The organism is uncultured Tenacibaculum sp. (assembly GCF_947498805.1).
Lineage (GTDB): Bacteria > Bacteroidota > Bacteroidia > Flavobacteriales > Flavobacteriaceae > Polaribacter.
In genome coordinates this window covers 68,043-93,879 of sequence record NZ_CANMLT010000002.1, presented here as the reverse complement: position 1 = coordinate 93,879, position 25,837 = coordinate 68,043, and the positions used below count along the sequence as shown (strand labels likewise).

General features: G+C 32.0%; 21 protein-coding genes. 10 read left to right on the top strand and 11 right to left on the bottom strand.

What is annotated here, in order from left to right:
- Window positions 1-4: 4 nt before the first annotated feature.
- Window positions 5-1,714 carry a phospho-sugar mutase gene (locus Q0873_RS03480; RefSeq protein ID WP_299104412.1) on the top strand — a complete coding sequence of 570 codons (1,710 nt, stop codon included), beginning with the start codon at window positions 5-7 and terminating at the stop codon, window positions 1,712-1,714.
- Window positions 1,715-3,541: an ABC transporter ATP-binding protein gene (locus tag Q0873_RS03475; protein WP_299104411.1), complete on the top strand. Its 1,827-nt coding sequence runs from the start codon at window positions 1,715-1,717 to the stop codon at window positions 3,539-3,541.
- A 42-nt stretch (window positions 3,542-3,583) separates the two neighbouring features.
- Here Q0873_RS03475 and Q0873_RS03470 read toward each other — a convergent pair whose 3' ends face one another.
- From Q0873_RS03470 to Q0873_RS03445, 6 genes are read right to left on the bottom strand one after another with little or no spacing between them, the layout of a single operon-like run.
- Complete coding sequence (locus Q0873_RS03470) at window positions 3,584-5,005, bottom strand: HD domain-containing protein (protein WP_299104410.1); 1,422 nt, start codon at window positions 5,003-5,005, stop codon at window positions 3,584-3,586.
- A 3-nt stretch (window positions 5,006-5,008) separates the two neighbouring features.
- Window positions 5,009-5,566 carry an L-threonylcarbamoyladenylate synthase gene (locus tag Q0873_RS03465; protein ID WP_299104409.1) on the bottom strand — a complete coding sequence of 186 codons (558 nt, stop codon included), beginning with the start codon at window positions 5,564-5,566 and terminating at the stop codon, window positions 5,009-5,011.
- Window positions 5,567-6,673: a UDP-galactopyranose mutase gene (gene glf / locus Q0873_RS03460; protein ID WP_299104973.1), complete on the bottom strand. Its 1,107-nt coding sequence runs from the start codon at window positions 6,671-6,673 to the stop codon at window positions 5,567-5,569.
- A 7-nt stretch (window positions 6,674-6,680) separates the two neighbouring features.
- Entirely contained in the window at window positions 6,681-7,880 is a 1,200-nt protein-coding gene (locus Q0873_RS03455) for a glycosyltransferase (protein ID WP_299104408.1), read from the bottom strand.
- A gap of 58 nt (window positions 7,881-7,938) precedes the next feature.
- Window positions 7,939-8,868: a Stealth CR1 domain-containing protein gene (locus Q0873_RS03450; RefSeq protein ID WP_299104407.1), complete on the bottom strand. Its 930-nt coding sequence runs from the start codon at window positions 8,866-8,868 to the stop codon at window positions 7,939-7,941.
- A 14-nt stretch (window positions 8,869-8,882) separates the two neighbouring features.
- Window positions 8,883-9,698, bottom strand: coding sequence for a 2,3,4,5-tetrahydropyridine-2,6-dicarboxylate N-succinyltransferase (locus tag Q0873_RS03445; RefSeq protein WP_299104406.1), 816 nt, complete (start codon window positions 9,696-9,698; stop codon window positions 8,883-8,885).
- Window positions 9,699-9,817: 119 nt separating this feature from the next.
- Here Q0873_RS03445 and ruvX point away from each other — a divergent pair, with 119 nt between their 5' ends.
- From ruvX to Q0873_RS03420, 5 genes are all read left to right on the top strand, one after another.
- On the top strand, window positions 9,818-10,228 hold the full coding sequence (ruvX, locus tag Q0873_RS03440) for a Holliday junction resolvase RuvX (protein ID WP_299104405.1): 411 nt from the start codon (window positions 9,818-9,820) through the stop codon (window positions 10,226-10,228).
- Between the two features lie 82 nt (window positions 10,229-10,310).
- On the top strand, window positions 10,311-10,898 hold the full coding sequence (gene def, locus Q0873_RS03435; RefSeq protein WP_299104404.1) for a peptide deformylase: 588 nt from the start codon (window positions 10,311-10,313) through the stop codon (window positions 10,896-10,898).
- A 39-nt stretch (window positions 10,899-10,937) separates the two neighbouring features.
- The gene (locus tag Q0873_RS03430) at window positions 10,938-11,357 is read left to right on the top strand and encodes a DUF5606 domain-containing protein (protein WP_299104403.1); all 420 of its coding nucleotides are present in this window, start codon (window positions 10,938-10,940) and stop codon (window positions 11,355-11,357) included.
- Window positions 11,358-11,361: 4 nt separating this feature from the next.
- On the top strand, window positions 11,362-12,141 hold the full coding sequence (mazG, locus tag Q0873_RS03425) for a nucleoside triphosphate pyrophosphohydrolase (RefSeq protein WP_299104402.1): 780 nt from the start codon (window positions 11,362-11,364) through the stop codon (window positions 12,139-12,141).
- Window positions 12,142-12,341: 200 nt separating this feature from the next.
- The gene (locus tag Q0873_RS03420) at window positions 12,342-13,073 is read left to right on the top strand and encodes a (S)-benzoin forming benzil reductase (RefSeq protein ID WP_299104401.1); all 732 of its coding nucleotides are present in this window, start codon (window positions 12,342-12,344) and stop codon (window positions 13,071-13,073) included.
- Window positions 13,074-13,076: 3 nt separating this feature from the next.
- On the opposite strand, the gene Q0873_RS03415 is transcribed toward Q0873_RS03420, so the two are convergent.
- The 3 genes from Q0873_RS03415 to Q0873_RS03405 all read right to left on the bottom strand — a co-directional run bounded on the left by Q0873_RS03415 (window position 13,077) and on the right by Q0873_RS03405 (window position 16,552).
- A complete protein-coding gene (locus Q0873_RS03415) occupies window positions 13,077-14,372 on the bottom strand; it encodes an MFS transporter (protein ID WP_299104400.1) in 1,296 nt (431 codons plus the stop codon).
- 83 nt (window positions 14,373-14,455) lie between these two features.
- Entirely contained in the window at window positions 14,456-15,586 is a 1,131-nt protein-coding gene (gene bshA / locus Q0873_RS03410; RefSeq protein WP_299104399.1) for an N-acetyl-alpha-D-glucosaminyl L-malate synthase BshA, read from the bottom strand.
- A gap of 120 nt (window positions 15,587-15,706) precedes the next feature.
- Window positions 15,707-16,552, bottom strand: coding sequence for a transketolase (locus tag Q0873_RS03405; protein WP_299104398.1), 846 nt, complete (start codon window positions 16,550-16,552; stop codon window positions 15,707-15,709).
- 372 nt (window positions 16,553-16,924) lie between these two features.
- Here Q0873_RS03405 and Q0873_RS03400 point away from each other — a divergent pair, with 372 nt between their 5' ends.
- Window positions 16,925-20,158, top strand: coding sequence for a S41 family peptidase (locus tag Q0873_RS03400; RefSeq protein ID WP_299104397.1), 3,234 nt, complete (start codon window positions 16,925-16,927; stop codon window positions 20,156-20,158).
- A 99-nt stretch (window positions 20,159-20,257) separates the two neighbouring features.
- Here Q0873_RS03400 and Q0873_RS03395 read toward each other — a convergent pair whose 3' ends face one another.
- Together Q0873_RS03395 and dnaB are read right to left on the bottom strand one after the other, a co-directional pair.
- Window positions 20,258-21,517 carry an asparagine synthetase B gene (locus Q0873_RS03395; RefSeq protein ID WP_299104396.1) on the bottom strand — a complete coding sequence of 420 codons (1,260 nt, stop codon included), beginning with the start codon at window positions 21,515-21,517 and terminating at the stop codon, window positions 20,258-20,260.
- 72 nt (window positions 21,518-21,589) lie between these two features.
- On the bottom strand, window positions 21,590-23,107 hold the full coding sequence (gene dnaB / locus Q0873_RS03390) for a replicative DNA helicase (protein ID WP_299104395.1): 1,518 nt from the start codon (window positions 23,105-23,107) through the stop codon (window positions 21,590-21,592).
- Between the two features lie 127 nt (window positions 23,108-23,234).
- Here dnaB and Q0873_RS03385 point away from each other — a divergent pair, with 127 nt between their 5' ends.
- Both Q0873_RS03385 and pepT read left to right on the top strand, forming a co-directional pair.
- On the top strand, window positions 23,235-24,308 hold the full coding sequence (locus Q0873_RS03385) for a DUF3810 domain-containing protein (protein ID WP_299104394.1): 1,074 nt from the start codon (window positions 23,235-23,237) through the stop codon (window positions 24,306-24,308).
- Window positions 24,309-24,346: 38 nt separating this feature from the next.
- Window positions 24,347-25,588, top strand: coding sequence for a peptidase T (pepT, locus tag Q0873_RS03380; RefSeq protein WP_299104971.1), 1,242 nt, complete (start codon window positions 24,347-24,349; stop codon window positions 25,586-25,588).
- The last annotated feature ends 249 nt before the right edge of the window (window positions 25,589-25,837 follow it).

Genomic DNA, 25,837 nt, shown 5'->3' with positions numbered 1-25,837 from the left:
ACACATGAAAGAGATTTTAAACAAAGCAAAACAATGGCTTTCTGATTCTTTTGATTCAGAAACACAACATAAGGTTCAACAATTAATTGATACCCACTCAGAAGAACTAACTGAGAGTTTTTATAAAAATTTAGAATTTGGTACTGGTGGTATGCGCGGTGTTGTAGGTGTTGGTACTAATCGAATTAACAAATATACTTTAGGTAAAGCTACTCAAGGTTTAAGTAATTATTTACATCAAAGCTTTCCTAATAAAGAACTAAAAGCGGCCATAGGTTATGATTGCCGTCATGATAGTAAGTGGTTGGCAGATGTAGTTGCCGGAGTGCTTTCTGCAAACAACATAAAGGTGTATTTATTTGAAGACATGCGCCCTACTCCAGAGCTATCTTTTGCGGTAAACCATTTAGGTTGTGATGTTGGAATTGTATTGACCGCTTCACATAACCCTCCTGAATATAACGGATATAAAGTTTATTGGAATGATGGTGGACAAATAGTTCCTCCTCAAGACCAAGAAATTATTAATGAAGTAAATCGTTTAGATTTCTCTGAAATAAACTTTGACTCTAAATCTGATTTAATTGAATTAATAGGAAGTGAAATTGATGAATCTTTCTGGAAAGCTTCATTAAAGAATGGAACTTTTGATATTCAAGGAAGAGAAGATTTAAAAGTTGTTTTCACTTCATTACACGGTACTTCAATTAAATTGATTCCTGAAGTTTTAAAACGTGCAGGATATACCCAAGTATCTCTAGTAGAAGAACAAGCGATACCTGATGGTGATTTTTCAACTGTAGAATCTCCAAACCCAGAAGAGCCAGAAGCTTTACAAATGGCTGTTGATTTAGCAAATAAAATTGGTGCTGATATTGTTTTAGGTACCGATCCTGATTCTGATAGAATTGGAATTGCTGTACGTGATACTGATGGCAATATGAAATTATTAAACGGAAATCAAACCATGAGTATGATGACTGATTTCTTAATAAATGACTGGAAAAAACAAGGAAAATTAAACGGTAAGCAATTTGTTGGTTCAACAATTGTTTCTTCTAATTTAGTAAATAATATTGCCGATTCATATGGTGTTGAAACTAAAGTAGGACTAACAGGATTTAAATGGATTGCAAAGAACATCAAAGATTTCCCTGAACTAGAATTTATTGGTGGTGGTGAAGAGAGTTTTGGATATATGGTAGGTGATTTTGTTCGTGATAAAGATGCTGTTACCTCTGCCCTATTAGCTTGTGAAATTGCAGCTAACGCTAAAGCACATAATAGTTCATTTTATCAAGAGTTATTGGCCCTTTATACAAGACATTCTTTTTACAAAGAGCATTTAATTTCTTTGGTAAAAAAAGGAATGGATGGTGCGGAGCAAATTAAGCAAATGATGATTGACTTGCGTCAAAACCCATTAACAGAAATAGATGGTTCTAAAGTAGAATTTTTATACGACTATCAATCTTCAACTAAGAAACACTTACTAACAGGAGAAGAAAATACCATTGATGTTCCTAAGTCGAATGTATTGATTTATCATACTGAAGATGGAACTAAAATAGCGGCGCGTCCAAGTGGAACAGAGCCTAAAATTAAGTTTTATTTTAGTGTAAATAATGCCTTAGATTCTATTGAAAATGCAAAAGAAGTAGAAACTAATTTAGATGCTAAAATTCAACGCATAATTAAAGAATTAAATTTATAAATGGAATATTTTAAAAAGATAATAAAATACGCCAAACCCTATAAAAAATACGGAATACTTAATATTTTCTTCAATATATTATATGCCATATTTTCAGGGTTATCATTTATTGTCTTAATGCCCTTATTAAAAGTAATATTTCAACCAAAAGAAGCTGAAATTATTACAGTTGAGCCGTTACTTAAAAATTACGAAAACACAGGTAAATTCATCAATGATTTATTTACTTATCAAGTTCAACGATTATTAGGAGAAGACCCATCTAAAGCATTACTTGCTGTAATTATTCTTATATCGGTTGTTTTCTTACTGAAAAATTTATTTAACTATTTAGCTCTTTACAATATTACTTTTCTTAGAAACGGAATTTTAAAGGATATTAGAAATGATTTATATAAAAAAACTATAGAGTTACCTGTTTCCTATTTTTCTGAGAAAAGAAAAGGAGATATGATGGCTCGTATAGGTACCGATGTTTTAGAAATACAGCATTCTTTCCTATCTATGCTTGAACTATTAGTTAGAGAACCTTTAACTATTATTTTCACAGTGCTATATATGCTCTTTTTAAGTCCAAAATTGACCATTTTCATTTTTGTTTTCATACCAATAGCTGGGCTAGTAATCTCAAGAATTGGAAAAAGCTTAAAAAGACAATCTGATAATGTTCAAAAAGAGCAAGGATATTTTTTGTCCTTATTAGAAGAGACCTTAAGTGGTTTAAAGGTTATCAAAGCCTTTAATGCCGAAAATGAATTTCAAGGGAAATTTTCTGATTCCACTAGTAGATTTGAGAAATTCCTTAATTCATTGCTAAATAGAACAAACCTAGCTAGTCCAACTAGTGAATTTTTGGGTATTATGGTTTTTGGAGTTCTACTTTGGTATGGAGGAAACTTAGTATTGGTAGAAAAAAGTATCACTGGAAACACGTTTATTGTTTTCTTAGGATTAGCCTATAATATTTTAACGCCAGCAAAAGCAATTTCTAAAGCAAACTACAATATTAAAAAAGGAAATGCAGCAGCAGAAAGAGTTTTGGAAGTTCTTGAAACTCCAAATCCTTTAGAAGATGCTGAGAATGCTATTGACAAAAAGGATTTTAACTCAGATATTCATTTAGACAATATTTCTTTTAAATATGCAGACGATTATGTCTTAAAAGACTTTTCATTGACCATCCCTAAAGGGAAGATGGTTGCATTAGTAGGACAATCTGGAAGTGGAAAATCTACCATTGCTAACTTGTTAACTCGTTTTTACGATGTCAATGAAGGAAGTATTAAAATTGATGGGATTGATATTAAAAATATTAAAAAACACTCCTTAAGACAATTAGAAGGTTTAGTTACTCAAGATTCTATATTGTTTAACGATAGTGTAAAGAATAATATTACGCTTGGACTGGACAATAAAACAAATGAAGAAATTATTGCTGCTGCCAAAGTGGCTAATGCACATGAGTTTATTGAAGGTTTACCAAATCAATATGATACAAATATAGGAGATGGTGGTGGTAAATTATCAGGTGGACAAAAACAGCGTTTAAGTATTGCACGTGCCGTTTTAAAGAATCCACCAATTATGATTTTAGATGAAGCAACTTCAGCTTTAGATACAGAATCAGAAAAATTAGTGCAAGAAGCTTTAGAAAAAATGATGCAAAACAGAACTTCAGTAGTTATTGCGCATCGTTTATCAACCATTCAAAAGGCAGATCTCATTGTAGTGATGCAAAAAGGAAAAATCGTTGAGCAAGGAACGCACAGTGAACTGTTAGCTAAAAGCGGAACTTATAAAAAATTAGTAGAGATGCAATCTTTATAAAGTATTATAAATAAAAAAGAGAAGTTTAAAACTTCTCTTTTTTTATGCTTCTATTTTTAATCCTAACTTCTTTCCTTTTTCTATCATGAATTGATAAGACGCTTCATATTCATTAGGAATTTTACCATCTAAAATAGCTTCTTTAATAGCTTCTTTTATCTGACCAATTTCTCTACAAGGTGTTAAATTAAAAGTTTTCATAATTTCCTCTCCTGTAATTGGTGGTTGAAAATTACGTACTCTATCTCGTTCTTCTACTTCTTTTATTTTCTTACGTACAATCTCGAAGTTTTTATGATAACGTTTAAACTTCTTTGGATTCTTCGTTGTAATATCCGCTTCACATAAAGTCATTAAACTTTCTACATCATCTCCAGCATCAAAGACCAATCTTCTTACTGCAGAATCCGTAACTTCTGAAGCTAGTACTATAGGTCTTGAACTTAACAATACCATCTTTTGTACAAACTTCATCTTATTATTCAATGGTAAACGTAGCCTCTTAAAAAGCTTGTATGTCATTTTAGAACCTACAAATTCATGAGAATGAAAGGTCCACCCTATTTTTGGATGGTACTTTTTCGTTGGCGCCTTTCCTATATCATGCAATAAAGCCGCCCAACGCAACCAAACATCTTCTGTATTCTCAGAAATATTATCTACTACCTCTAACGTGTGATAAAAATTATCTTTATGTTTTTGTCCTTCAACATCTTCTACTCCTTTTAAATCGGTAAGTTCAGGTATAATTCGTTTTAACAAACCTGTTTTTTCCAATAGTAAAAAGCCAATTGAAGGTTTTGGAGAAGCTAAAATCTTATTCAATTCTACAACAATTCGTTCTTTGGTAATAATCTCAATCCTATGAGCGTTTCTGGTAATGGCTTCTAAAGATTCTTCTTCGATTATAAAATTTAATTGTGTAGCAAAACGAATAGCCCTTAACATTCTTAAAGGATCATCAGAATAAGTTATATCCGGATTTAAAGGAGTTTTAATGATTTTGTTCTCTAAGTCTGAAATCCCTCCAAAAGGATCTAATAAAGCTCCTAAATTACCTTCATTTAAACTTAAAGCCAATGCATTTATGGTAAAATCTCTTCTGTTTTGATCATCTTGTAAAGTTCCTTCTGACACCTCAGGATTTCTACTATCTTCGGTATAAGATTCTTTACGAGCACCTACAAATTCAATTTCAATTTCCTTAAAACGTAGCATTGCCGTACCATAGGTTTTAAAAACCTGTACTTTTGGTTTATTTGGAAGTAACTCGGCTACTTTTTGTGCCAATTCAATACCACTTCCAATAGTAACAACATCAATATCTTTAGCGCTTCCTCTTTGTAAAATGTAGTCTCTTACAAAACCTCCAATTACATAAGATTCAAGCCCTAATTCAGTTGATGCTTTTGTTATATATTCAAATATTTCGTTAGAAATAGCTTCTTTAAAATATTGCTGCATATATTATTCTCTAATCACAATAATATCATCTCCATCTATTTTTAAGATGGTAGATGACTTTTCATTTACTTTATCCTGCTGCAAATTTACCACATAATCTACACTATTTAAAATAGCCTCACTTATTTCTGAAAAAGACTTTGGAGTTGGTTCTCCACTAATATTTGCAGAAGTTGAAACAATGGGCTTTCCAAACAAGTCAATCATTTCAATACAAAACTCGCTATCAGGAATTCTAATAGCAATAGTATTGTCAGACGCTATCGTATTTGATGCCAATCCTTTCGGATTATGATAGATTATAGTAGTTGGCTTTGTAGCTGATTCTAAAATATTCAAAGCTTTTACAGGAATCTCAGAAACAAATTCTTTTAGCATAGCAATAGAACTTACTAGAATAATTAAACTCTTAGATTCTTCTCTATTTTTTATCGAATAAATCTTTTGAACCGCTTCTTTATTCGTAGCATCACACCCTAAACCCCAAACCGTATCGGTAGGATATAGAATTGTTTTTCCATCATGTAAAACTTGCTGAAGATCAGCTAAAACATTTTCCATTTATGCCAATTCTTTTTTTACTCTTGCCAATGAAGCTCCCACAACCTGGTGCATATCATAATACTTATACTCAGCCAATCTACCTCCAAAAATCACATTCCCTTTAGTTTCAGATAGCTTTTTGTATTGATTATATAATTCTGAATTTTTTGTATCATTTACTGGATAATACGCTTCTTTAGATCTATCCCATTTTTCTGGATATTCTCTAGTAACAATTGTGTTTTTTTGAGTACCAAACTCAAAATGCTTATGCTCTATAATCCTAGTAAACTTATATTCTAAATCATTATAATTCACTACTGCATTTCCTTGGTAATTATCCATTTCCAATTCTTCATGCTCAAAACGTAATGATCTATATTCTAACTCACCATATTGGTAGTCAAAATATTCATCAATCTTACCGGTGAAAACAACTTTATCTGCTAACTTTTCTAATTCTTCTCTATCTTCAAAAAAATCTACATTCAGCTTAACTTCAATATCTTTAAGAAGTCCTTCAATAATTACATTATATCCTCCTACTGGAATTCCTTGGTACTTATCTCTAAAATAATTGTTATTAAACGTAAATCTTAGAGGTAATCTTTTAATGATAAAAGCAGGTAACTCCGTAGCTTTTCTTCCCCATTGCTTTTCTGTATATTCCTTTATTAAAGCTTCATATACATCTTTACCAACCAATGACAATGCTTGTTCCTCTAGGTTTTGTGGCTTCTTAACACCATATTTAGCAACTTGCTCGTCAATAATTTGCTTTGCCTCACTTGGTTTGGTAACTCCCCATAATTGATTAAAAGTATTCATATTAAAAGGGAGATTGTATAATTTTCCTTTTGAAATACTTACGGGTGAGTTTATATAATTATTAAATTCAGCAAACTGATTTAAATAATCCCAAATTTCTTTATCATTTGTATGAAAAATATGTGCTCCATACTTATGAACATTTATTCCGTTTTTATTTTCACAATAAACATTACCTCCTCTGTGCGTTCTTTTATCAATTACTAAGCACTTCTTTCCTTTCTTAGTAGCTTCATGTGCAAAAACGCTTCCATATAAACCTGCTCCTACAATTAGGTAATCATATTTTTTAGACATCATAGTTCTATTTTAATTCACCAATCATTTTTAAATAATTCGGTGCAAAATGTGAATTGTTAAAATACTTTTCAAATAATTCTTTGTTCCACTCTTTACTGTACGATCCAGAATAAACTTGATTAAATTTAGCTTCCAAATCATTTAAATCGTTTTGATCAAAAAACAACATTCCTTTTGTTTCTTCCTCTGGTAATCTTTTAAAGTATTTGTTTCCTCCAGTATTACTTACCAAACTAACGGTACCAATTGATAAAACTTCTAGTAAAGCTAAATCAAAAAATGTTTCTCTATTTGGCAAAATATATAAATCAGAAGCTCCAACAATGGAATGCGGATCTTGCGTCCATCCTACTTCAATCCATCTTTCATGATTTAATCCTACTATCGGGGCTTCTTTTCCTGCCAACAAGAAATAGACATTCTTATGTTTTGGTAATATTCGTTCTCCCAAAGCTTTTAAAATGTCATACCCTTTTACTTCATTATGACGTCCAAAATACGTAATAACAAAAGCATCTTCAGGAATATTATATTTAGCAAAAACCTCTTCTCTACTTAAAGTAATTTTAGATTCTAACGTACAGGTTAAAAACTCTTTTACATCATTTTTTAAAGTAATATCCTTGTACTTATCCCAAGAATTAAAATAAGGTTCTTGCGCTTCTTTACACGGGAATACTACATAATCTGCATTTTCAAAAGAAAATCTATCTACTTCCTCAAATTTTTGCTTTTCATCTTCGTTTAATTCAATTCCTGATAAAAACTCCTCAATAACCTCCATATGCGTCGCTTTTGGAGAGTGAGAAGTTAAAAGGGTTTTTCCTTTAAAGTCTTTTAGTAAATGAGCATTTTTATAAAATGCAGAAGTCGTATGAAAATGAATATGCGTATAATCGTCTAGATTTATTTCAGCTGGCAATTTACCATGACTCGTACGACGTCTTATAATTTTTTCCTTTCTATTTTGAGCTTCAAAGTCTTTTCCTTTTAAAAGTCTAAATAGATTACTTACAATATGTTTTTTGTAAAAATTAGTAAATTTTGGGGAACTAACTAGCTTCTCCTTAGCTTCTTTATTATTTAAAAAAGTAACATTATCTATCTTATTGGCTTTAACAGATTCTCGAAGGTTATATAAATACGTTGTTGGGCCACCTTTTCTAGCCTTCAAGATAAAATCGTTCCAAATTAAAACTTTCATTGTTCTCTGATATTTTTATTACTAATTTATTCCGTTAGTGTAAACAATAACTAACTTCTTATTTGATTATTTTGGTAAGTTGTTCCTTAAAAAAAGCTAGCTTATTGGGTGCCGCTTTATCTAAACTCTGCAAACACATAAACAATGCTTTCCTTCTCTTTAAAAAGAATAACATTTTATAATATAACAAAGCTTTCTTATAAGACTGAATGTAAAGTAATTGATAATCGTTCTTTAACACACAGGTCTTATTCTTTATCTCTATATGATTAGCCAATCCTTGTAAGGTAAACTGATCTGGATGTCTAAATCTATGTTTTACATTCAGTTCTTCCATATCTGGATGCTCTTCAAAATACTTTTTTATCGTTGACTTCCTAAGTGGATGTGGAGTATGATCGAACTTAAAGTATTTTTTGAAACCTAAACTCTTGGCTATGTTCTGTTGCCCTAATTTATAACCGTATACTCTCTTTTTCTTTTTTAATACTTTATTGAAGAATTCTCTAATCCAGATATCTTCATAAAATTTTGTCCATTTACCTCTCAATACTGGATTTCCTTCAACAAAAAAATCTGTTTCTTTCGTCTTATTAATCAAGAAACAGTCATCATTGAAATATATAAAATGTTCTGAAAGGTTTGGAATATTAGCCATTACTGTTTCTATGGGTAAACAGTTAAATGTTGGTAAATACTTTTGATAACTACCAAAAATATCCATGTGATCAATTAACTTAACCTTAGGTAGTTCTTCCTTCTTTAAAAAAGTAGGCGTTTGATTATCTGTTACCAAGTAAATGTTCTCTATATAAGGAGCATTCTTAATAATAGACTTTATGGTAAACTCAATTTCCTCTACCTGATTAAATCGATCTTGTACTTTTCTAGAGGTAACATCTACATCTTTACCCAAGTACTTCATCATTTTCTTCTGATGATTCACATCACCACCATCTACCCATAAGACTACAGCATCTATTTGCATAAAACAATAGTTTTTTAAACAGCTACATCGTACTCTCTAAGAGCATCGTTTAATGAAGTTTTCTTATTGGTGCTTTCTTTTCTTTTACCAATAATTAATGCACAAGGAACTTGATATTCTCCAGCTGCAAATTTCTTTGTATAACTTCCTGGAATCACTACTGAACGTGCAGGAACCAATCCTTTCATCTCCACTGGCTCATCACCGGTAACATCAATAATTTTAGTACTCATAGTTAATACTACATTAGCACCTAATACTGCCTCCTTCTCTACTCTTACTCCTTCTACTACAATACAACGAGATCCAATAAAAGCACCATCTTCGATAATCACTGGAGCTGCTTGTAAAGGCTCTAAAACTCCTCCAATACCAACTCCTCCTGATAAGTGTACATTTTTTCCAATTTGTGCACAAGATCCTACGGTTGCCCATGTATCTACCATGGTACCTTCATCTACATATGCCCCAATATTAACATAACTAGGCATTAAAATAGTACCTGCAGAAATATATGCTCCGTGACGTGCTACTGCATTTGGAACAACTCTAATTCCTTTTGCTTCATAACCACGTTTTAATGGAATTTTATCATGGTATTCAAAGATTCCTGCTTCTAAAGTTTCCATTTTTTGAATTGGGAAATATAAGACTACCGCTTTCTTTACCCATTCATTTACTTGCCATCCGTCATTTACTGGTTCTGCAACACGTAACTCACCCGCATCAAGTAAATTTACTACTTCTCTAATAGCATTTATAGTAGTTTCTTCTTTTAAAAGCTCTCTATTATCCCAAGCTTTTTCTATAATTGATTGTAATTCTGTCATTTTTAAAATAAATTTTCAGCAAAAATAAAATTGCATTCAATATTTATCGCGAAGATACATTTTTTAAACAGATTTTTACTCCTTGTTTAATTTCAATTACCTTTGCCAAAAGTTTTTATATGGGTAGAATTTTAGCTATTGATTTTGGTAAAAAAAGAACAGGAATTGCAATTACAGATGAACTCAAGATTATTGCATCTGGACTTACCACTGTTGATACCAATAATTTAATTCCTTTTTTAAAAGAATACATAGCCAAAGAAAATGTTGAATTGTTTGTTATTGGTAAACCCAAACAAATGGATAACACCGATAGTGAAAGTGAACAATTAATTGCTCCATTTATAACGAAATTAGAAAAAGAAATCCCTTCTATCCCTTATAAAAGAGTTGATGAGCGCTTTACCTCTAAAATGGCTTTTCAAACAATGATTGATAGTGGATTAAAAAAGAAACAACGCCAAAACAAGGCATTAGTTGATGAAATTAGCGCCACAATTATCTTACAAAGCTATTTATATAACCAATAGTGAATAAATTCTTGGCAATTTACAAATTGGCTTATCGTTAATTTTGTACTTTTGCGAACCACTAAAATAAAAATAGTACTAAATGATTTTACCTATTGTTGCTTACGGAGACCCTGTGTTACGTAAAGTAGGAAAAGAAATTGACGCTGATTATCCTGAATTAAGCAAGTTAATTGCTAATATGAAGGAGACTATGTATAACGCCAACGGTGTAGGTTTAGCAGCACCTCAAATTGGACGAGCGATTCGTTTATTCTTGGTTGATGCTACTCCATTTGCTGATGACGAAGATTTGGATGAGGAAGAACGTAAAGTATTAGAAAACTTTAATAGAGTTTTTATAAATCCAAAGATCGTAAAAGAAGAAGGAGACGAATGGGCTTTTAATGAAGGGTGTTTAAGTATTCCTAATATTAATGAAGACGTATTTCGTCAAGAAACCATCACGATTGAGTATCAAGATGAAAACTTTGAAAAACATACAGAGGTTTTAAGCGGAATGGCTGCTCGTGTTTTTCAACATGAATATGATCATATAGAAGGAGTATTATTTACAGATAAGTTATCTTCTTTAAAAAAGAGATTGATCAAAAAGAAGTTAGAAAACATTTCAAAAGGAAAAATAACTGCTCCTTACAGGATGCGTTTTCCTAATGCAAAAAAAAGATAATAACAACTTGATATAACATCAAGATTAAAACATTAACATATGGAATTTAGTAAAATTATAGCCGTAACAGGTAAGCCAGGTTTATACGAGATTTTATCACAAACAAAAACAGGAGTAATCGTTAAGTCTATTGTAGATGGAAAGCGTTTTCCTATTACTGCAACTCACAATGTAAGTTTATTAGATAATATTGCTATCTACACTTACGAAGAAGAGGTACCTTTAGGACAAGTGTTCAAAAACATCGCTGAAAAGGAAGGTGGTAAAGAAGCTATTTCTCATAAAGAAAGCGGAAACAAATTACAAGCTTATTTTGGAGAGGTTTTACCAAACTACGACGATGAAAGAGTATATACTTCAAACATTAAAAAAGTAGTTCAGTGGTATAACATTTTAGTGAATGCTGGTTTCGATTTTTCTACTATCGAATTAGCTACTGAAGCTGAAACTGAAGAATAAAAACATGAATACTCGTAAGCAACAGTTAGAAGCATTTAATCGTTTGTTAGATATTATGGATGAACTTCGTGAGAAGTGCCCATGGGATAAAAAACAAACTTTACAAAGTTTAAGACACTTAACTATTGAAGAAACTTACGAGTTAGCGGATGCCATCCTTGAGGATGACTTAAGCGAAATAAAAAAAGAATTAGGCGATGTGCTTTTGCACATCGTTTTTTATGCTAAAATTGGAAGTGAGAAAAAGGCTTTCGATATTGCAGATGTTGCCAATAGTATTTCAGAAAAACTTATAGATCGCCATCCTCATATTTATGGTGATGTTGAAGTAGCTAATGAAGAAGAAGTAAAACAAAATTGGGAAAAATTAAAACTAAAGGAAGGAAAAAAGTCTGTTTTAGAAGGAGTTCCTAAAAGCTTACCCGCTATGGTAAAAGCTAACCGAATTCAAGATAAAGTTGCTGGAGTTGGTTTTGATTGGGAAGAGCCTCACCAAGTTTGGGAAAAGGTTCAAGAAGAGTTAGAAGAATTAAACTCTGAAATTAAAAACAACGATCAAGAAAAGATTGAAAAAGAGTTTGGAGACGTACTTTTTTCAATGATTAACTACGCTCGATTTATTGGTGTAAATCCAGAAAATGCCTTAGAAAAAACAAACAAAAAATTCATCAATCGCTTCCAATACTTAGAAGAGGCGGCCAAAAAAGAAGGTAAAGAACTTTCTGAAATGTCCCTTGTTGAAATGGATGTTCATTGGGAAAATTCGAAGAAGTTTTTCAAATAACATCAAATTAGAAAAATTCGAAGAAATTTTTCAAATAGTTTAAATTGAAAATTGAATAGAATTTTTCAAATAACATCAAATTGGGAAAATTCGAAGAAGTTTTTCGAATAGCATCAAATTGGAAAATTCGAAGAAGTTTTTCAAATAACCTTCCATTTATTATCCTTCTCTATGGCATCTTATTTCTTATTTTTGCTTTTATGAACATCATTTTTATTACTGGAGGAAGCAAAGGAATCGGTTTAGGATTGGTAAAAAAATATGCCGCTGAAGGCCATAAAGTATATTCAATTTCTAGAAGTATTACAGACATTGAAAATGTTACTCAGATTTCCGTTGATTTATCAGATGTAAAGGCAACACACCATGCTTTTAAAATGTTATTTGATGAGTTAGATACTATTGAAATAAGCTCAATTACATTGGTAAATAATGCAGGTAGATTGGGTACTATTTCTAACCTAGAGAATATTGCCACAGATGACATAGCCAAAACCATACAATTAAACACCACTACCCCCCTAGTTTTAAATAGTTTGTTTATAAAACTTACTCAAAAATTATCCTGTAAAAAACAAATTATCAATATTTCATCTGGAGCGGCTACCAACCCCTATGAAGGTTGGAGTATTTATTGTACTTCTAAAGCTGCAATCGATATGATGACAAAAGCAATAGCAGCCGAACAAAACGATTTAGAAAATGGTGTAAAATGCGTTTCGTTATATCCAGGAGTAGTTGACACCAATATGCAAACTCAAATTCGAAGTACAGATAAAGCTGACTTTAAAAACCTACAACGCTTTATTGATTTAAAAGAAAACAATGAGCTATATACTCCCGAATATGTTGCAAATACTATTTACACAATAGATACTACAAATTACTTAGATTCAGGCGCTATTTTCGATATTAGAAACTATCAACACTAGTTTCTATTCCACATATTTTGTTTTCTTTAATGTACTTAAGATAATAAAAGAAGCTAAAAAGAATACAGCTAAACATAGTACACTCCATTGCATTGAATCTGTAATTGCATATAATAGCCCATAAACAGCTGTTCCAAGTACAATTGCAATTTTCTCTGTTACATCATAAAAACTGAAATATGTTGCATGATCTTCTGTTTCTGGCAATAATTTAGAGTACGTAGATCTTGATAAAGATTGAATAGCCCCTTGTACAAGTCCTAGAAGCCCTCCTAACCCATAAAAATACGTTGCTACATTCTCTTGGTTTTTATCTAATAAAAACGCTGTAAAACATACTAACATCCATATGGCAATGGTAATTTTTAAAGCTGTAAAGTTACCATACTTATCAGATAATCTTGAAAAGAAATATGCACCTGCAATAGCAACTATTTGTACCAATAAGATTGTTACAATTAAACTCGTAGAAGACAGTCCTAATTCAGAAGAACCAAAGATTGCCGCCATTAAAATAATGGTCTGTACTCCAATACTCAACAAGAAAAAAGCCACTAAATAACGCTTAAGCGTAGGATAATTTAGTACTTCTTTAAATACTATTTGTAATTCTTTATATCCTTTCCAGATATAATCTGCTTCAGGTTTTTTATTGTAAATGTTTCCTGGTAAACGTCTAAAAGTAATTTGTGCAAAACCAATCCACCAAACTCCCACCATTACAAAAGAAATACGAGAAGCCATACCTTTAGTAATCCCTAATGCCTCTGGAAACATAATCATTCCTAAATTGATCAATAATAATATTACAGATCCTACATAACCATAAATAAATCCTTTAGCACTAGCTCTATCTTGCTGTTCTGGCAAAGCTATTTCTGGTAGATATGCATTATAAAACACCCAACTCGCCCAAAAACCTATACTAGCCAATATAGTAAACCAGATTCCTATCCAAACCGTATCAATTCCGTCAAAAAAGTACAAGCTCATTACTGATAGTCCTCCTAACCAGCAGAAAAACTTTAAAAATTTCTTTTTACTACCAGTATAATCAGCAATACCAGATAAAATTGGAGAAATAAATGCAACCACTAAAAATGAGAATGACAATGCATAACTGTACAAACTATCGGGGTGTTCCCATTCCATCCCTAAAAATTGAACTGATTTCCCTTCAGTAACAGCACTATAATACAATGGAAAAACTGCTGTACTGATTACTAACGAATATACTGAGTTTGCCCAATCATAAAATGCCCAAGCATTGATTAACTTTTTATCTCCTATTTTATACATACTATTGATTTCAAAAAAAAACCGCTCGATGATTCGAACGGTTTGCAATATACTATATTTTAATTAGTGAATTATTTTACTAATTAATAAGTCGGTGAACAAATTTTATAAATCTCTTCGTATACTGGTAAGATGTTTTCTAAAGTAAATAATTTTATGTGCTCTTTAGCTCGTCTCTTAAAAGACTCAAGAGTTTCATCATTCTTTAATATTTTAATGGCATTATCGGCCATTTCCTCTACCTCTCCTACATTACTTAAGTACCCTGTTTTCCCGCCTACATTTACTTCAGATAAACCTCCTGCATTTGTAGAAATAACAGGTGTACTAGCTGCCATTGCTTCTAAAGCTGCTAAACCAAAACTTTCAGTTTCAGATGGTAATAAGAAAACATCAGAATAACATAAGATTTTAGCTACTTCTGTACTATTTCCTAAAAACAACACTTTATCTTCAATTCCAAGTTCTTTTACTAAATTTTCTGTTTTTAAACGATCTGGTCCATCTCCTACCATTAAAAGTTTAGAAGGTATTTCCTTTTGAACCCTATTAAATATTCTAACAACATCTTCTGTTCTTTTAACCGGTCTAAAATTACTTATGTGCGTTAAAATTCGTTCTTCAGGTTGCGCTAAACCAATTCTTTTACATTCTGCTTGATGTGCCTTTTCATACTTTTCTCCATCAATAAAATTATACACTACTTTAATTTCTTTCTTAATATTAAAAAGACGTAACGTATCTTCTTTTAAGCTGTTTGATACCGTAGTTACTTCATCTGAATTATTAATACTAAATTCAACCGCTGTCTTATAAGTAGGATGACTTCCTACTAAGGTAATATCTGTACCATGTAGTGTAGTAATAACCTTAATATTAATCCCTTTTTCCTTTAACATTTGTTTCGCCATATAGGCTGCATAAGCATGCGGAATAGCATAGTGTACATGTAATATTTCTAGTCCATGCTTTTCTGCTACTTCTACCATTTTACTGGATAGGGCCAATTCATAAGGTTGGTATTGAAATAGTGGATATTCTTCTAAAACTACTTCATGAAAATGTAATCGGTGAGAAAAGAAATCTAATCTAACAGGTTGATTATAGGTTATAAAATGTACTTCATGACCTTTATCCGCCAAAGCCATTCCTAATTCGGTAGCTACTACTCCACTACCTCCAAAAGTAGGATAACATACAATACCTATTTTCATATTTCTTTCTAAATTTATTAAGGTTACTGACGTAAATTTACTGTATTACTTACGCTTAAATGTGAATAAAATCATAAAAAAATCCCACCGAGGTGGGATTTATATTTATCTATTTGATTCTTAGTAATCTCCTAACGTTTCAGGATTTTGAGCTAAGGCTTCTTCTAATTGTTCATCATTTGGTGCCTTACCATGCCAAGCATGAGTATGCATCATAAAATCAACTCCATTTCCCATTTCTGTATGTAATAACACACATACTGGTTTTCCTTTTCCTGTTTTAGCTTTTGCCTCTGCCATTCCCTTTAAAACAGCATCTATATCATTTCCTTCTTTAATATCTAAAACATCCCAACCAAAAGCCTCAAACTTTGCTCTTAAGCTACCCATTGCTAATACTTCATCTGTAGTACCATCAATTTGCTTTTCGTTTAAATCAACAGTTGCAATTAAGTTATCTACTTTCTTTGCTGAAGCATACATTGCTGCCTCCCAAATTTGACCTTCTTGTAATTCTCCATCTCCGTGTAAAGAATATACAATTTTATCATCTCCATTTAACTTCTTTGCTTCCGCAGTTCCTATAGCTACACTCATTCCTTGTCCTAAAGAACCCGATGCAATTCTAATTCCTGGTAAGTGTTCATGCGTTGTTGGGTGTCCTTGTAAACGAGAATCTAATTTCCTAAAAGTTGCTAATTCTGCTACTGGAAAATATCCACTACGAGATAAAACACTATAAAATACTGGTGAAATATGACCATTTGATAAAAAGAATACATCTTCATTTTTACCATCCATATCAAAATCAGTAGAATAACTCATTATATCTTGATATAAACATGTTAAAAACTCTGCACATCCTAAAGAACCTCCTGGATGTCCTGAATTTACAGCATGTACCATACGTACGATATCTCTACGAACTTGTTGTGTAAAATCTTGTAGTTGTTGTGTTGTTGGCATTTTTATTTCATTTTATACCGACAAAAGTAACAGTTTATAAAACAATTGCCAATTACTTTTTTAATAAAAAAGAAAAGGGTTCAAATATTAAAAATTTTCTTTTTCGTTCAAATTTTCCCTTCGTTTGTTTTCTTTACTATAAGTTATATCGAACCCTTTTTCAAATACGTGCCCCAAAGCCCCATTTGTTACCCAATAAAACAAAATATTTTAGTCGACTTTTATGAAAACAGAGTTATAAAAACATCTAACCAACTATAAATCAAAGCCTTTTTAATCTTCTTACAAAAGAAAAAAAATCAAGTTTCATTTTAACTTATATTAACATAATTAGATTTTGCAATTTAGTAGATTGCTCAAAAATTTATCAGAATGAAACACCTATCAATATTATTTACATTTTTAACATTTCAGCTCTTCTCTCAAGAGAATCCTAATTGGCTGAGACACTCCTCAATATCCCCCGATGGAAAAGAGATAGTTTTCACCTATAAAGGTGATTTATATAAAGTTCCTTCAGCTGGTGGTAATGCAACTCAATTGACTTTTCATACGGCTCACGATTATAAAGCCATTTGGAGTAAAGACAGTAAAACAATTGCATTTGCCTCTAATCGTTATGGAAATTTTGATGTATATATAATGGATGCTAGAGGTGGTGAAGCGAAAAGGTTAACATTTCACTCTAATGATGAAATTCCATTTTCTTTTTCAGCAGACAATCAAAATGTTATTTTCGGAGCACAACGACAAGATGATGTAAAACATAGACAATACCCTACAAAATCACAGCCAGAACTATATAGTGTACCAACATCGGCAGGACGTGTTAGTCAATTATTAACACTACCAGCAGAATATGTTCAAGTATCTAAAAATGGTGGTACAATGTTGTATCATGATAAAAAAGGTGGTGAAAATGAATGGCGTAAACACCATAAATCATCTATTACTAGAGATATTTGGAGTTATGACACTAAGAGTAATACTCATAAAATGATTACTTCTTTCGAAGGAGAAGATAGACATCCTATATTTTCACAAGATGAAAAAAGCATGTATTATTTAAGCGAAAAAAGTGGAACGTTTAATGTTCATAAAATGAATATTAGTAATTCTAATCAAGATGAGCAGTTAACCAATTTCAAATTACACCCTGTGCGCTTTCTAAGTATGGGAAATAATATCTTGAGTTTCGGATATGACGGTGAATTATACACCATGAAAGAAGGTGAAAAGCCTTCAAAAGTGAATGTTATTATAAGAACTCAAAGCAAAGATAACAACGATAAATTTGTATCTATTAACGGAGGCGTTAATGAAATGGCAATATCTCCAAATGGAAAAGAAATCGCTTTTATTTCTAGAGGAGAAGTATTTGTTACCTCTGTAAATGAATCTTTTACTAAAAGATTAACCAACACACCAGAAAGAGAGCGTTTTGTAACCTGGACACCTGATGGAAAATCAGTAGTGTATAGTAGTGAAAGAAATGGAAAGTGGAGTATTTATAAAACTGAAAAAGTAAGAAAAGAAGAGCCTTTCTTTTTTGCAGCTACCTTAGTTAAAGAATCTCCTGTTATTGAAAATAAGCTTGATAATTATTTACCTGAATTCTCTCCAGATAGTTCTAAAATAGCTTTTGTTGAAGGAAGACGTACATTAAAGGTTATGGATCTAAAAACTAAAAAGCAGGTTACTTTATTAACTCCTAAAGATTTATTCCATATGAGCGATGGAGACAAATATTTTACATGGAGTCCAGATAGTAAATGGTTATTAGTTGGATGGAGTAAAACGTTAAGTAATAATGAAGTTTTGTTAATGGCGGCAGATGGTTCTAAGCGAATAAACTTAACAGAAAGTGGATATAGTGATTATGCTCCCAAATGGATTAATGGAGGGAAACAAATGTTGTGGTTTAGTAATAGGAATGGATTAAAATCTTATGCTACTAGCGGGCGATCTCAAACCGATGTTTATAGTATGTTCTTTACACAAAAGGCTTGGGATGAATTTAACCTTAGTGATGAAGAGTTTAAGTTAATGGAAACTATCAAAGCTTTAGAAAAAAAGGAGAAAAAGAAAAAGGACGCTGATAAGAAGGATAAAAAAGGCAAGAAAAAAGATAAAGACAAGAAGAAAGTAAAACCACTTACTTTTGATTGGGATAGTATGAAAGATCGAACAAAACGATTAACCATACACTCTTCTAGCCTTGGTGATGCAGTACTTTCTAAAAAAGGAGATGTTTTATACTATTTAGCTCGTTTTGAAGGAAAAATGAACCTTTGGAGTACTAATTTACGTACGAAGGAAACTAAAATGGTAATGAAGTTAAATGCCAATTTTGGATCTTTACAATGGGATAAAAAAATGAAAAACTTATATCTTTTAAGTGGAGGAAAAATTTCTAAAATAGTGCCTACTAAGAAGAGTAAAAAGCCGGTGAAGATTAGTGGTGAGATGATGTTAAACACTCATGCTGAAAGAGAAGCTATGTTTAATCACGTATGGATAAGAACCAATGCTATTTTTTACCATCCAGATTTTCATGGAATTGACTGGAAGAAGATGAAAAAAGAATACCAAAAGTACTTACCTTCTATTGGAAACTCTTTTGAATTCTCTGAAATGCTTTCTGAAATGTTAGGAGAATTAAATGTATCTCACGCAGGAGCTGGTTATCGTACAAGGATTAAAAATGCAGATGCAACTGCTTCGCTTGGTATTTTTATGAATTATGATCATAAAGGCAATGGAATTTTAATTGATGAGATTATTAAAGGAGGACCACTAGATAAATCTTCTTTTGATATTAAAGCAGGCATGCTAATTGAAAAAATTGATGGTGTTACGGTAGATAAAGACGAAGACATTGCTAAGTACTTAAATAGAAAAGTAGGAAAATTTGTTTTGCTTGAAATTACAGACTCTAAAACTAAGGAAAAACAAACCATAACTGTAAAACCCATTTCTCTAGGTGAAGAAGGACGTTTGCTATATAAAAGATGGGTTAAGATTAATGAAAAGGAAGTAGATAAATTAAGTAATGGAAAGTTAGGATATGTTCACATTCCTGGAATGAGTGATGGTCCTTATAGAAGTATTTATAAAGATATTATGGGTAAATTTTCTGAACGCAAAGGAATTATTATCGATACACGCTTTAATGGTGGTGGTGATTTAGTTGCTGACTTAGCTATGTTCTTTACAGGAGTTCCTTTTATTTCTTATGAAACAGAAGCTAAAGTAGTTGGAGGTGAGCCTACTTCTCGTTGGACTAAACCAACCTTATCAATTTTTAATGAAAGTATGTACTCAGACGGACATTGTTATGCTTCGGGATATACAGACCTCAAAATTGGAAAAACTGTTGGAATGCCAGTACCTGGTACTTGTAGCTTTGCAGGATGGGAAGGCTTGCCGAATGGAAGTTACTGGGGAGTTGTACCTGTAAGTGCTAAAGATAAGTCTGGAAGATGGATGGAGAATAATCAAACTGAACCTATGATTAAAGTAAAAAATATGCCAGGAATGATAGATAATGGTCGTGATGAGCAATTAGAACGATCTGTATCTGAAATGCTAAAAGATATTAAATAATATTTTAGATAGATCACAAATGAAAAAAGGTTAAAGCTATGATGCTTTAACCTTTTTTATTTAGAGTTTTTGTAGCTAATATGAAGGCTACATATAAGCTTAAGTTTTTTGCTTTTTCTTCTTTGCAGCAGGAAATAAAACGTTATTTAAAATCAAACGATATCCTGGTGAAGTAGGATGTAAATCTAGTTCTGTTTTTGGATCTCCTACTCTATGCTGATAGTCTTCAGGATCATGTCCTCCATAAAAAGTAAACATTCCTTTTCCTTTAGTACCATGTATATAGCGTCCTTCTCCATTGTTTTTATTTTCTCCTAAAACAATTATGGTCGACTTAATGGTATTTGGATCAAACGAAGTAGTTTGTCCCATAAAAGCTTTTACTAATAAAGTATGATTCTGAGTCAGCATTGTTGGAACTTGATCCCATTTTGCTGAAAATTCTTTTAAAGAAAAATAATCCGACTCTTTTTTAATTCTTCTTTTTCTTGTCATATCTATAGAAGAAAATTCATATGTAGTTGGATTTCTAATCAATTCAAAATCTTTAAAAGCTAACGTTTTACTGTAATCTATTTTTGATTGATAATTTGGTTCTGAAGGGTCACCATCAAACATGGTTTCACAAATATCAACACCATCTGCTGCTAACGCAATATCAAAACTATCCGTTGCCGAACACATCGCAAACATAAATCCACCTCCAATTACATAGTCTCGTATCTTTTTAGCTACAGCTCCCTTTTCTGTAGATACTTTAGAATAGCCTAATTTTGTAGCTAAAGCCTCTGCATCTTTCTTTTGTTGAATATACCAAGGTGCTGTTCTAAACGCTCCATAAAAACGTCCATACTGTCCAGTAAAATCTTCATGATGTAAGTGTAGCCATTCATACAATAACAACTTATCATTTAATACTTCCTCATCATAAATCACATCAAAAGGTATCTCAGCATACGTTAATACCATAGTTACAGCGTCATCCCAAGGCATTTTATCTTTTGGAGAATATACGGCTATCTTTGGTGCCTTTTCTAAAGTTACCGCTTCTTGATTTTTAGAAGGTGAAGAAATTTCTTCTAAAATTAGCTTAGATCTTGTATCAGAAATTACCTGATAGGAAACTCCTCTAATTTTACACTCATTTTCTACAGATTGATTATTCTCAATCAAAAACGCCCCCCCATCATAATTCAACAACCATTTTGCCTTCAAACCATTTTGTAATGCGTAATACACAATTCCATATGCCTTTAAATGATTTTTTTGATTATCATGACTCATTGGAACATAAATAAAAGATGCCCAAATGGTATTTGAAGAAAGTAAAAACAGTAGTGTATATAGTATATTTCTCATAATCAAAAACTAAAATACACAATTACTCGAATGTAATTGTGTATTTTATATTTTTTATGATTTATTTAAACCCTAAAATGGTACATCATCTCCACCCATAGGTCCAAATGCATCTTCTGGTGAAGTAAAGTTACTAGAAGAAGCTTCATCATTAAACCCTGAGTTCATACTTGATTGAAATTCGCTACTAAATCCTTCTTCTAAATCTGAGAATTTTGCTAAGTGTCCAGTAAACTTTAAACGAATATTATCCAATCCTCCATTACGGTGTTTTGCTACGATAAATTCTCCTTGTCCTTCACATGGTGAATGATCATCATCATCCCATTCTGTCATACCATAGTATTCCGGACGGAAAATAAACGATACAATATCGGCATCCTGCTCAATCGCTCCAGATTCACGAAGATCCGATAATAAAGGACGTTTACTTCCTCCACGAGTCTCTACCGAACGTGATAACTGAGATAATGCAATTACTGGTATATCTAATTCTTTACCTAAAGCTTTTAAGTTACGAGAAATGGTAGAAATTTCCTGTTCACGGTTTCCTCCTGCTCCACCTGCTGTCATTAACTGTAGGTAATCAATAATTAATATTTTAACTCCGTGTTGTGATACCAAACGACGTGCCTTTGCACGCAAATCAAAAATAGAAAGTGCTGGTGTATCGTCAATAAAAATAGGTGCATCAGAAAGTTTTTTAACTTTAACATTTAACTGCTCCCATTCATGTGGTTCTAAATTTCCTTTTCTTAATTTTTCAGAAGTCAATCCTGTTTCAGAAGAAATCATACGCGTAATTAACTGTACTGATGACATCTCCAGAGAGAAAACAGCTACTGCATGATTAAAGTCAATAGCCATATTCTTCGCCATCGAAATTACGAATGCCGTTTTACCCATACCAGGACGTGCTGCAATAATAATTAAATCAGAAGGTTGCCAACCAGAGGTAAGCGCATCTAACTTGGTAAAACCTGTTGCTAAACCACTCATTCCTTCTTTTGTCGAAATCTCCTGAATTTTATTAATCGATTGCTGAACTAACGAATCTGCTCTTTCGGCTCCTTTCTTTAAATTACCCTGCGTTACTTCAAATAATTTACCTTCGGCGTCATCTAGCAAGTCAAAAACATCTACGGTTTCATCATAGGCATTTTCAATAATTTCAGAGGAGATGGTAATTAATTTTCTTTGAATATATTTTTGAAGAATTACACGCGAGTGAAATTCAATATGAGCAGACGAAGCTACCTTTTGAGTTAATCCAATTAGATAAAAATCTCCACCGGCAATATCTAACTTACCATTCTTCTTTAGCTGATTAGAAACCGATAATAAATCAATAGGTTCTGAGTTTTGAAATAGCATGTATACAGCCTCATAAATCTCTTGATGACGCTTATCATAAAATGCATCTGGATGCAGAATATCAATCACTTCATCAATCCCCTTTTTATCAATCATCATAGCTCCCAAAACCGCTTCTTCTAAATCTAAAGCCTGTGGTGGTAGTTTTCCTTTTTCTAAGCTAATTATTTTTGATTTGTCAATTTTTGTTCCCCTAATAGATTGTGTTCTCTCCATAACAGCAAATGTAATTTTTTATGATGATATTTATAGGAGCTACCCTGCTTTTTATTTTGCACATTTTATGTAAATAAAAATGTTATTAACTTGTTGATAACGTTTATACTTTCTTATTTTTGGCTTTATGCGATACTCTAAAAAACACCTTTTTTTAAGTTTATTACTTCCTATCCAGGTTCTAGTTGTGCAATTTTTAAGCCAAAAGTCGCACTTAATTGAACATTACTACAGTAATGGACTATATCCTTATATTTCAAGTGCTTTTCGTCTAATACTTGGTTGGATTCCTTTTTCTTTTGGAGACGCATTGGGTCTCGTACTCCTTTTTCTTTTACTGAAGGCAATTTATAAATTGATTATAACTAAAGGTAAGAATTTTATAGCACAATTACTAAAATTCACAAGTATTTTGTCCATCATCTACTGCTGCTTTTATACTTTTTGGGGATTGAATTACTTTAGAGAACCTTTGGCTAAAAATTTAGGGTTAACACAAGGAGCATACACTAATGAACAACTGATTCAAACCACGCAAAGTATCGTTGAAAAATTAAACGCTCTTCAATTGCAAATAACCCAAAATGACACCCTAAAAGTTGAAGTACCTTATAGTGTAAAGGAAATCTACAAACTTGCTCCCAACGGTTTCAACAACATGTCAAAAAAGCTTCCTCAATTCGCATATAATTTCTCTTCTATTAAAAGCTCATTGGTCAGTTTATTTCAATCTTATAATGGAACCTCAGGTTATATTAATCCCATTACTGGAGAAGCACAGATTAATGATATGATTCCTAAAACAGGGTACCCAGCAACTACTTGTCATGAAATGGGACATCAAATTGGTTGGTCTGCCGAAAACGACGCTAATTTTGTTAGTTTTTTAGCCTGTACTCATAATTCAGATGTGTATTTTCAATATTCAGGATATAGAATGGCCTATAGATACTGTATTATAGAACTTTCTAAACGAGATAAAACTACAGCTGACACAATTAAAAAGACGGTTCATATAGGTATCTATAAAGACTTTAGAGATAGTTATTTACATTGGAAACAATTCGAAAACCCAATAGAACCATATTTAAAAAAAGGGTATAATTCTTATTTAAAAGCCAATAATCAATCTCAAGGGATAAAATCGTACAGTTATGTGGTAGATTTGTTGATAGCTTATTTTGAAAAACAAACACTATAATACATAAAATTAGCTATTTTTGAGCTCCAAAATTTATTATAATGAATCAACAACATATTATTGATAGGTTTATCAAATACGTTACCATAGATACTGAAAGTGATCCTAACAATCCTGCGTTTCCAAGTACTGCAAAACAATGGGACTTAGCTCGTGTTTTAGAGCAAGAACTAAAGGAAATTGGAATGGAGGATGTTGAATTGGATGAAAATTGCTATTTAATGGCAACCTTACCAAGTAATTTAGATTACGAAGTACCAACCATTGGATTTGTAGCGCATATTGATACAAGTCCTGATTTTACAGGAGCAAATGTAAAGCCTCAAGTTCATGAAAACTATGATGGAAAAGATATTATGCTTAATGAAGAGCAAAATATCGTATTGTCTCCAGATTATTTCGAGGATTTATTACAATATAAAGGACAAACAATTATCACTACCGATGGTACTACCCTATTAGGTGCAGATGATAAAGCTGGGGTTACTGAAATAGTTTCTGCAATGGAATATTTAATTCAGAATCCAGAAATTAAGCATGGTAAAATCAGAATCTGCTTTACTCCTGATGAAGAAGTAGGAAAAGGAGCACATTTATTTGATGTTGAAAAGTTTGGTGCTGAATGGGCCTATACCATGGATGGTAGTCAAATCGGTGAATTAGAGTATGAAAACTTTAATGCCGCTGGTGCAACCGTTACAATCGATGGAAAAATTGTACATCCTGGATATGCTAAAGGGAAAATGATTAACTCTATGTTAATTGCGAGCGAGTTTATAAACGCTTTACCTGAGGATGAAGTTCCTGAAAGAACTACTGGTTATGAAGGTTTCTTCCACTTACATCACATGGAAGGTAAAGTAGAACAAACAAAGCTACATTACATTATTCGTGATCACGATATGGAGCAATTTAATAACCGTAAAAAAGCCGTTCTAGACTTAGCAGAAGTATTAAATGCAAAGCAAGGTAAGAAGTTAGTTTCTGTTGAAATTAAAGATCAATACTTCAATATGAAAGAGAAAGTAACACCTGTAATGCATATTGTAGATATTGCTGAAGAAGTGATGAAGGATATGGGAATTACACCTTTAATTAAGCCTATTAGAGGAGGAACAGACGGTTCTCAGCTTTCTTATAAAGGATTACCTTGTCCGAATATTTTTGCTGGAGGACATAACTTCCACGGTCGTTATGAATACGTACCTGCAGAAAGTATTGTAAAGGCAAGTGAAGTTATTGTTGGAATTGCTCAAAAAGTAGGGGGGAAATTTAAATAATTTACTTCCAAATTATATGATAATATTAAAAGCACTGGTGTACACCCAGTGCTTTATTTTTTATGACATTTTCCACCCCTAAAAGAAAACATCATAATGTTTGAAATAAATCCCCTTATTTTTATTTCGTTACAAATATCTCTACTTTCTAAAATTATGCAATAGGTTATTTCCCCTTTATAGAGGGTATAAACATCTTTATTTCACAAAAAAAATCGATTTGTTTATTTCTTTAATTTAATTGTCTCA

What these genes read in the sequence shown, in the direction of transcription:
- Q0873_RS03405 (WP_299104398.1), bottom strand. Translation starts at nt 16,552, where the DNA reads ATGCCAACAACACAACAACTACAAGATTTTACACAACAAGTTCGTAGA.
- Q0873_RS03445 (WP_299104406.1), bottom strand. Translation starts at nt 9,698, where the DNA reads ATGACAGAATTACAATCAATTATAGAAAAAGCTTGGGATAATAGAGAG.
- Q0873_RS03465 (WP_299104409.1), bottom strand. Translation starts at nt 5,566, where the DNA reads ATGGAAAATGTTTTAGCTGATCTTCAGCAAGTTTTACATGATGGAAAA.
- Q0873_RS03400 (WP_299104397.1), top strand. Translation starts at nt 16,925, where the DNA reads ATGAAACACCTATCAATATTATTTACATTTTTAACATTTCAGCTCTTC.
- Q0873_RS03420 (WP_299104401.1), top strand. Translation starts at nt 12,342, where the DNA reads ATGAACATCATTTTTATTACTGGAGGAAGCAAAGGAATCGGTTTAGGA.
- mazG (WP_299104402.1), top strand. Translation starts at nt 11,362, where the DNA reads ATGAATACTCGTAAGCAACAGTTAGAAGCATTTAATCGTTTGTTAGAT.
- Q0873_RS03470 (WP_299104410.1), bottom strand. Translation starts at nt 5,005, where the DNA reads ATGCAGCAATATTTTAAAGAAGCTATTTCTAACGAAATATTTGAATAT.
- Q0873_RS03450 (WP_299104407.1), bottom strand. Translation starts at nt 8,868, where the DNA reads ATGCAAATAGATGCTGTAGTCTTATGGGTAGATGGTGGTGATGTGAAT.
- Q0873_RS03385 (WP_299104394.1), top strand. Translation starts at nt 23,235, where the DNA reads ATGCGATACTCTAAAAAACACCTTTTTTTAAGTTTATTACTTCCTATC.
- def (WP_299104404.1), top strand. Translation starts at nt 10,311, where the DNA reads ATGATTTTACCTATTGTTGCTTACGGAGACCCTGTGTTACGTAAAGTA.
- glf (WP_299104973.1), bottom strand. Translation starts at nt 6,673, where the DNA reads ATGTCTAAAAAATATGATTACCTAATTGTAGGAGCAGGTTTATATGGA.
- dnaB (WP_299104395.1), bottom strand. Translation starts at nt 23,107, where the DNA reads ATGGAGAGAACACAATCTATTAGGGGAACAAAAATTGACAAATCAAAA.
- Q0873_RS03395 (WP_299104396.1), bottom strand. Translation starts at nt 21,517, where the DNA reads ATGAGAAATATACTATATACACTACTGTTTTTACTTTCTTCAAATACC.
- Q0873_RS03430 (WP_299104403.1), top strand. Translation starts at nt 10,938, where the DNA reads ATGGAATTTAGTAAAATTATAGCCGTAACAGGTAAGCCAGGTTTATAC.
- Q0873_RS03415 (WP_299104400.1), bottom strand. Translation starts at nt 14,372, where the DNA reads ATGTATAAAATAGGAGATAAAAAGTTAATCAATGCTTGGGCATTTTAT.
- Q0873_RS03455 (WP_299104408.1), bottom strand. Translation starts at nt 7,880, where the DNA reads ATGAAAGTTTTAATTTGGAACGATTTTATCTTGAAGGCTAGAAAAGGT.
- ruvX (WP_299104405.1), top strand. Translation starts at nt 9,818, where the DNA reads ATGGGTAGAATTTTAGCTATTGATTTTGGTAAAAAAAGAACAGGAATT.
- bshA (WP_299104399.1), bottom strand. Translation starts at nt 15,586, where the DNA reads ATGAAAATAGGTATTGTATGTTATCCTACTTTTGGAGGTAGTGGAGTA.
- Q0873_RS03475 (WP_299104411.1), top strand. Translation starts at nt 1,715, where the DNA reads ATGGAATATTTTAAAAAGATAATAAAATACGCCAAACCCTATAAAAAA.
- Q0873_RS03480 (WP_299104412.1), top strand. Translation starts at nt 5, where the DNA reads ATGAAAGAGATTTTAAACAAAGCAAAACAATGGCTTTCTGATTCTTTT.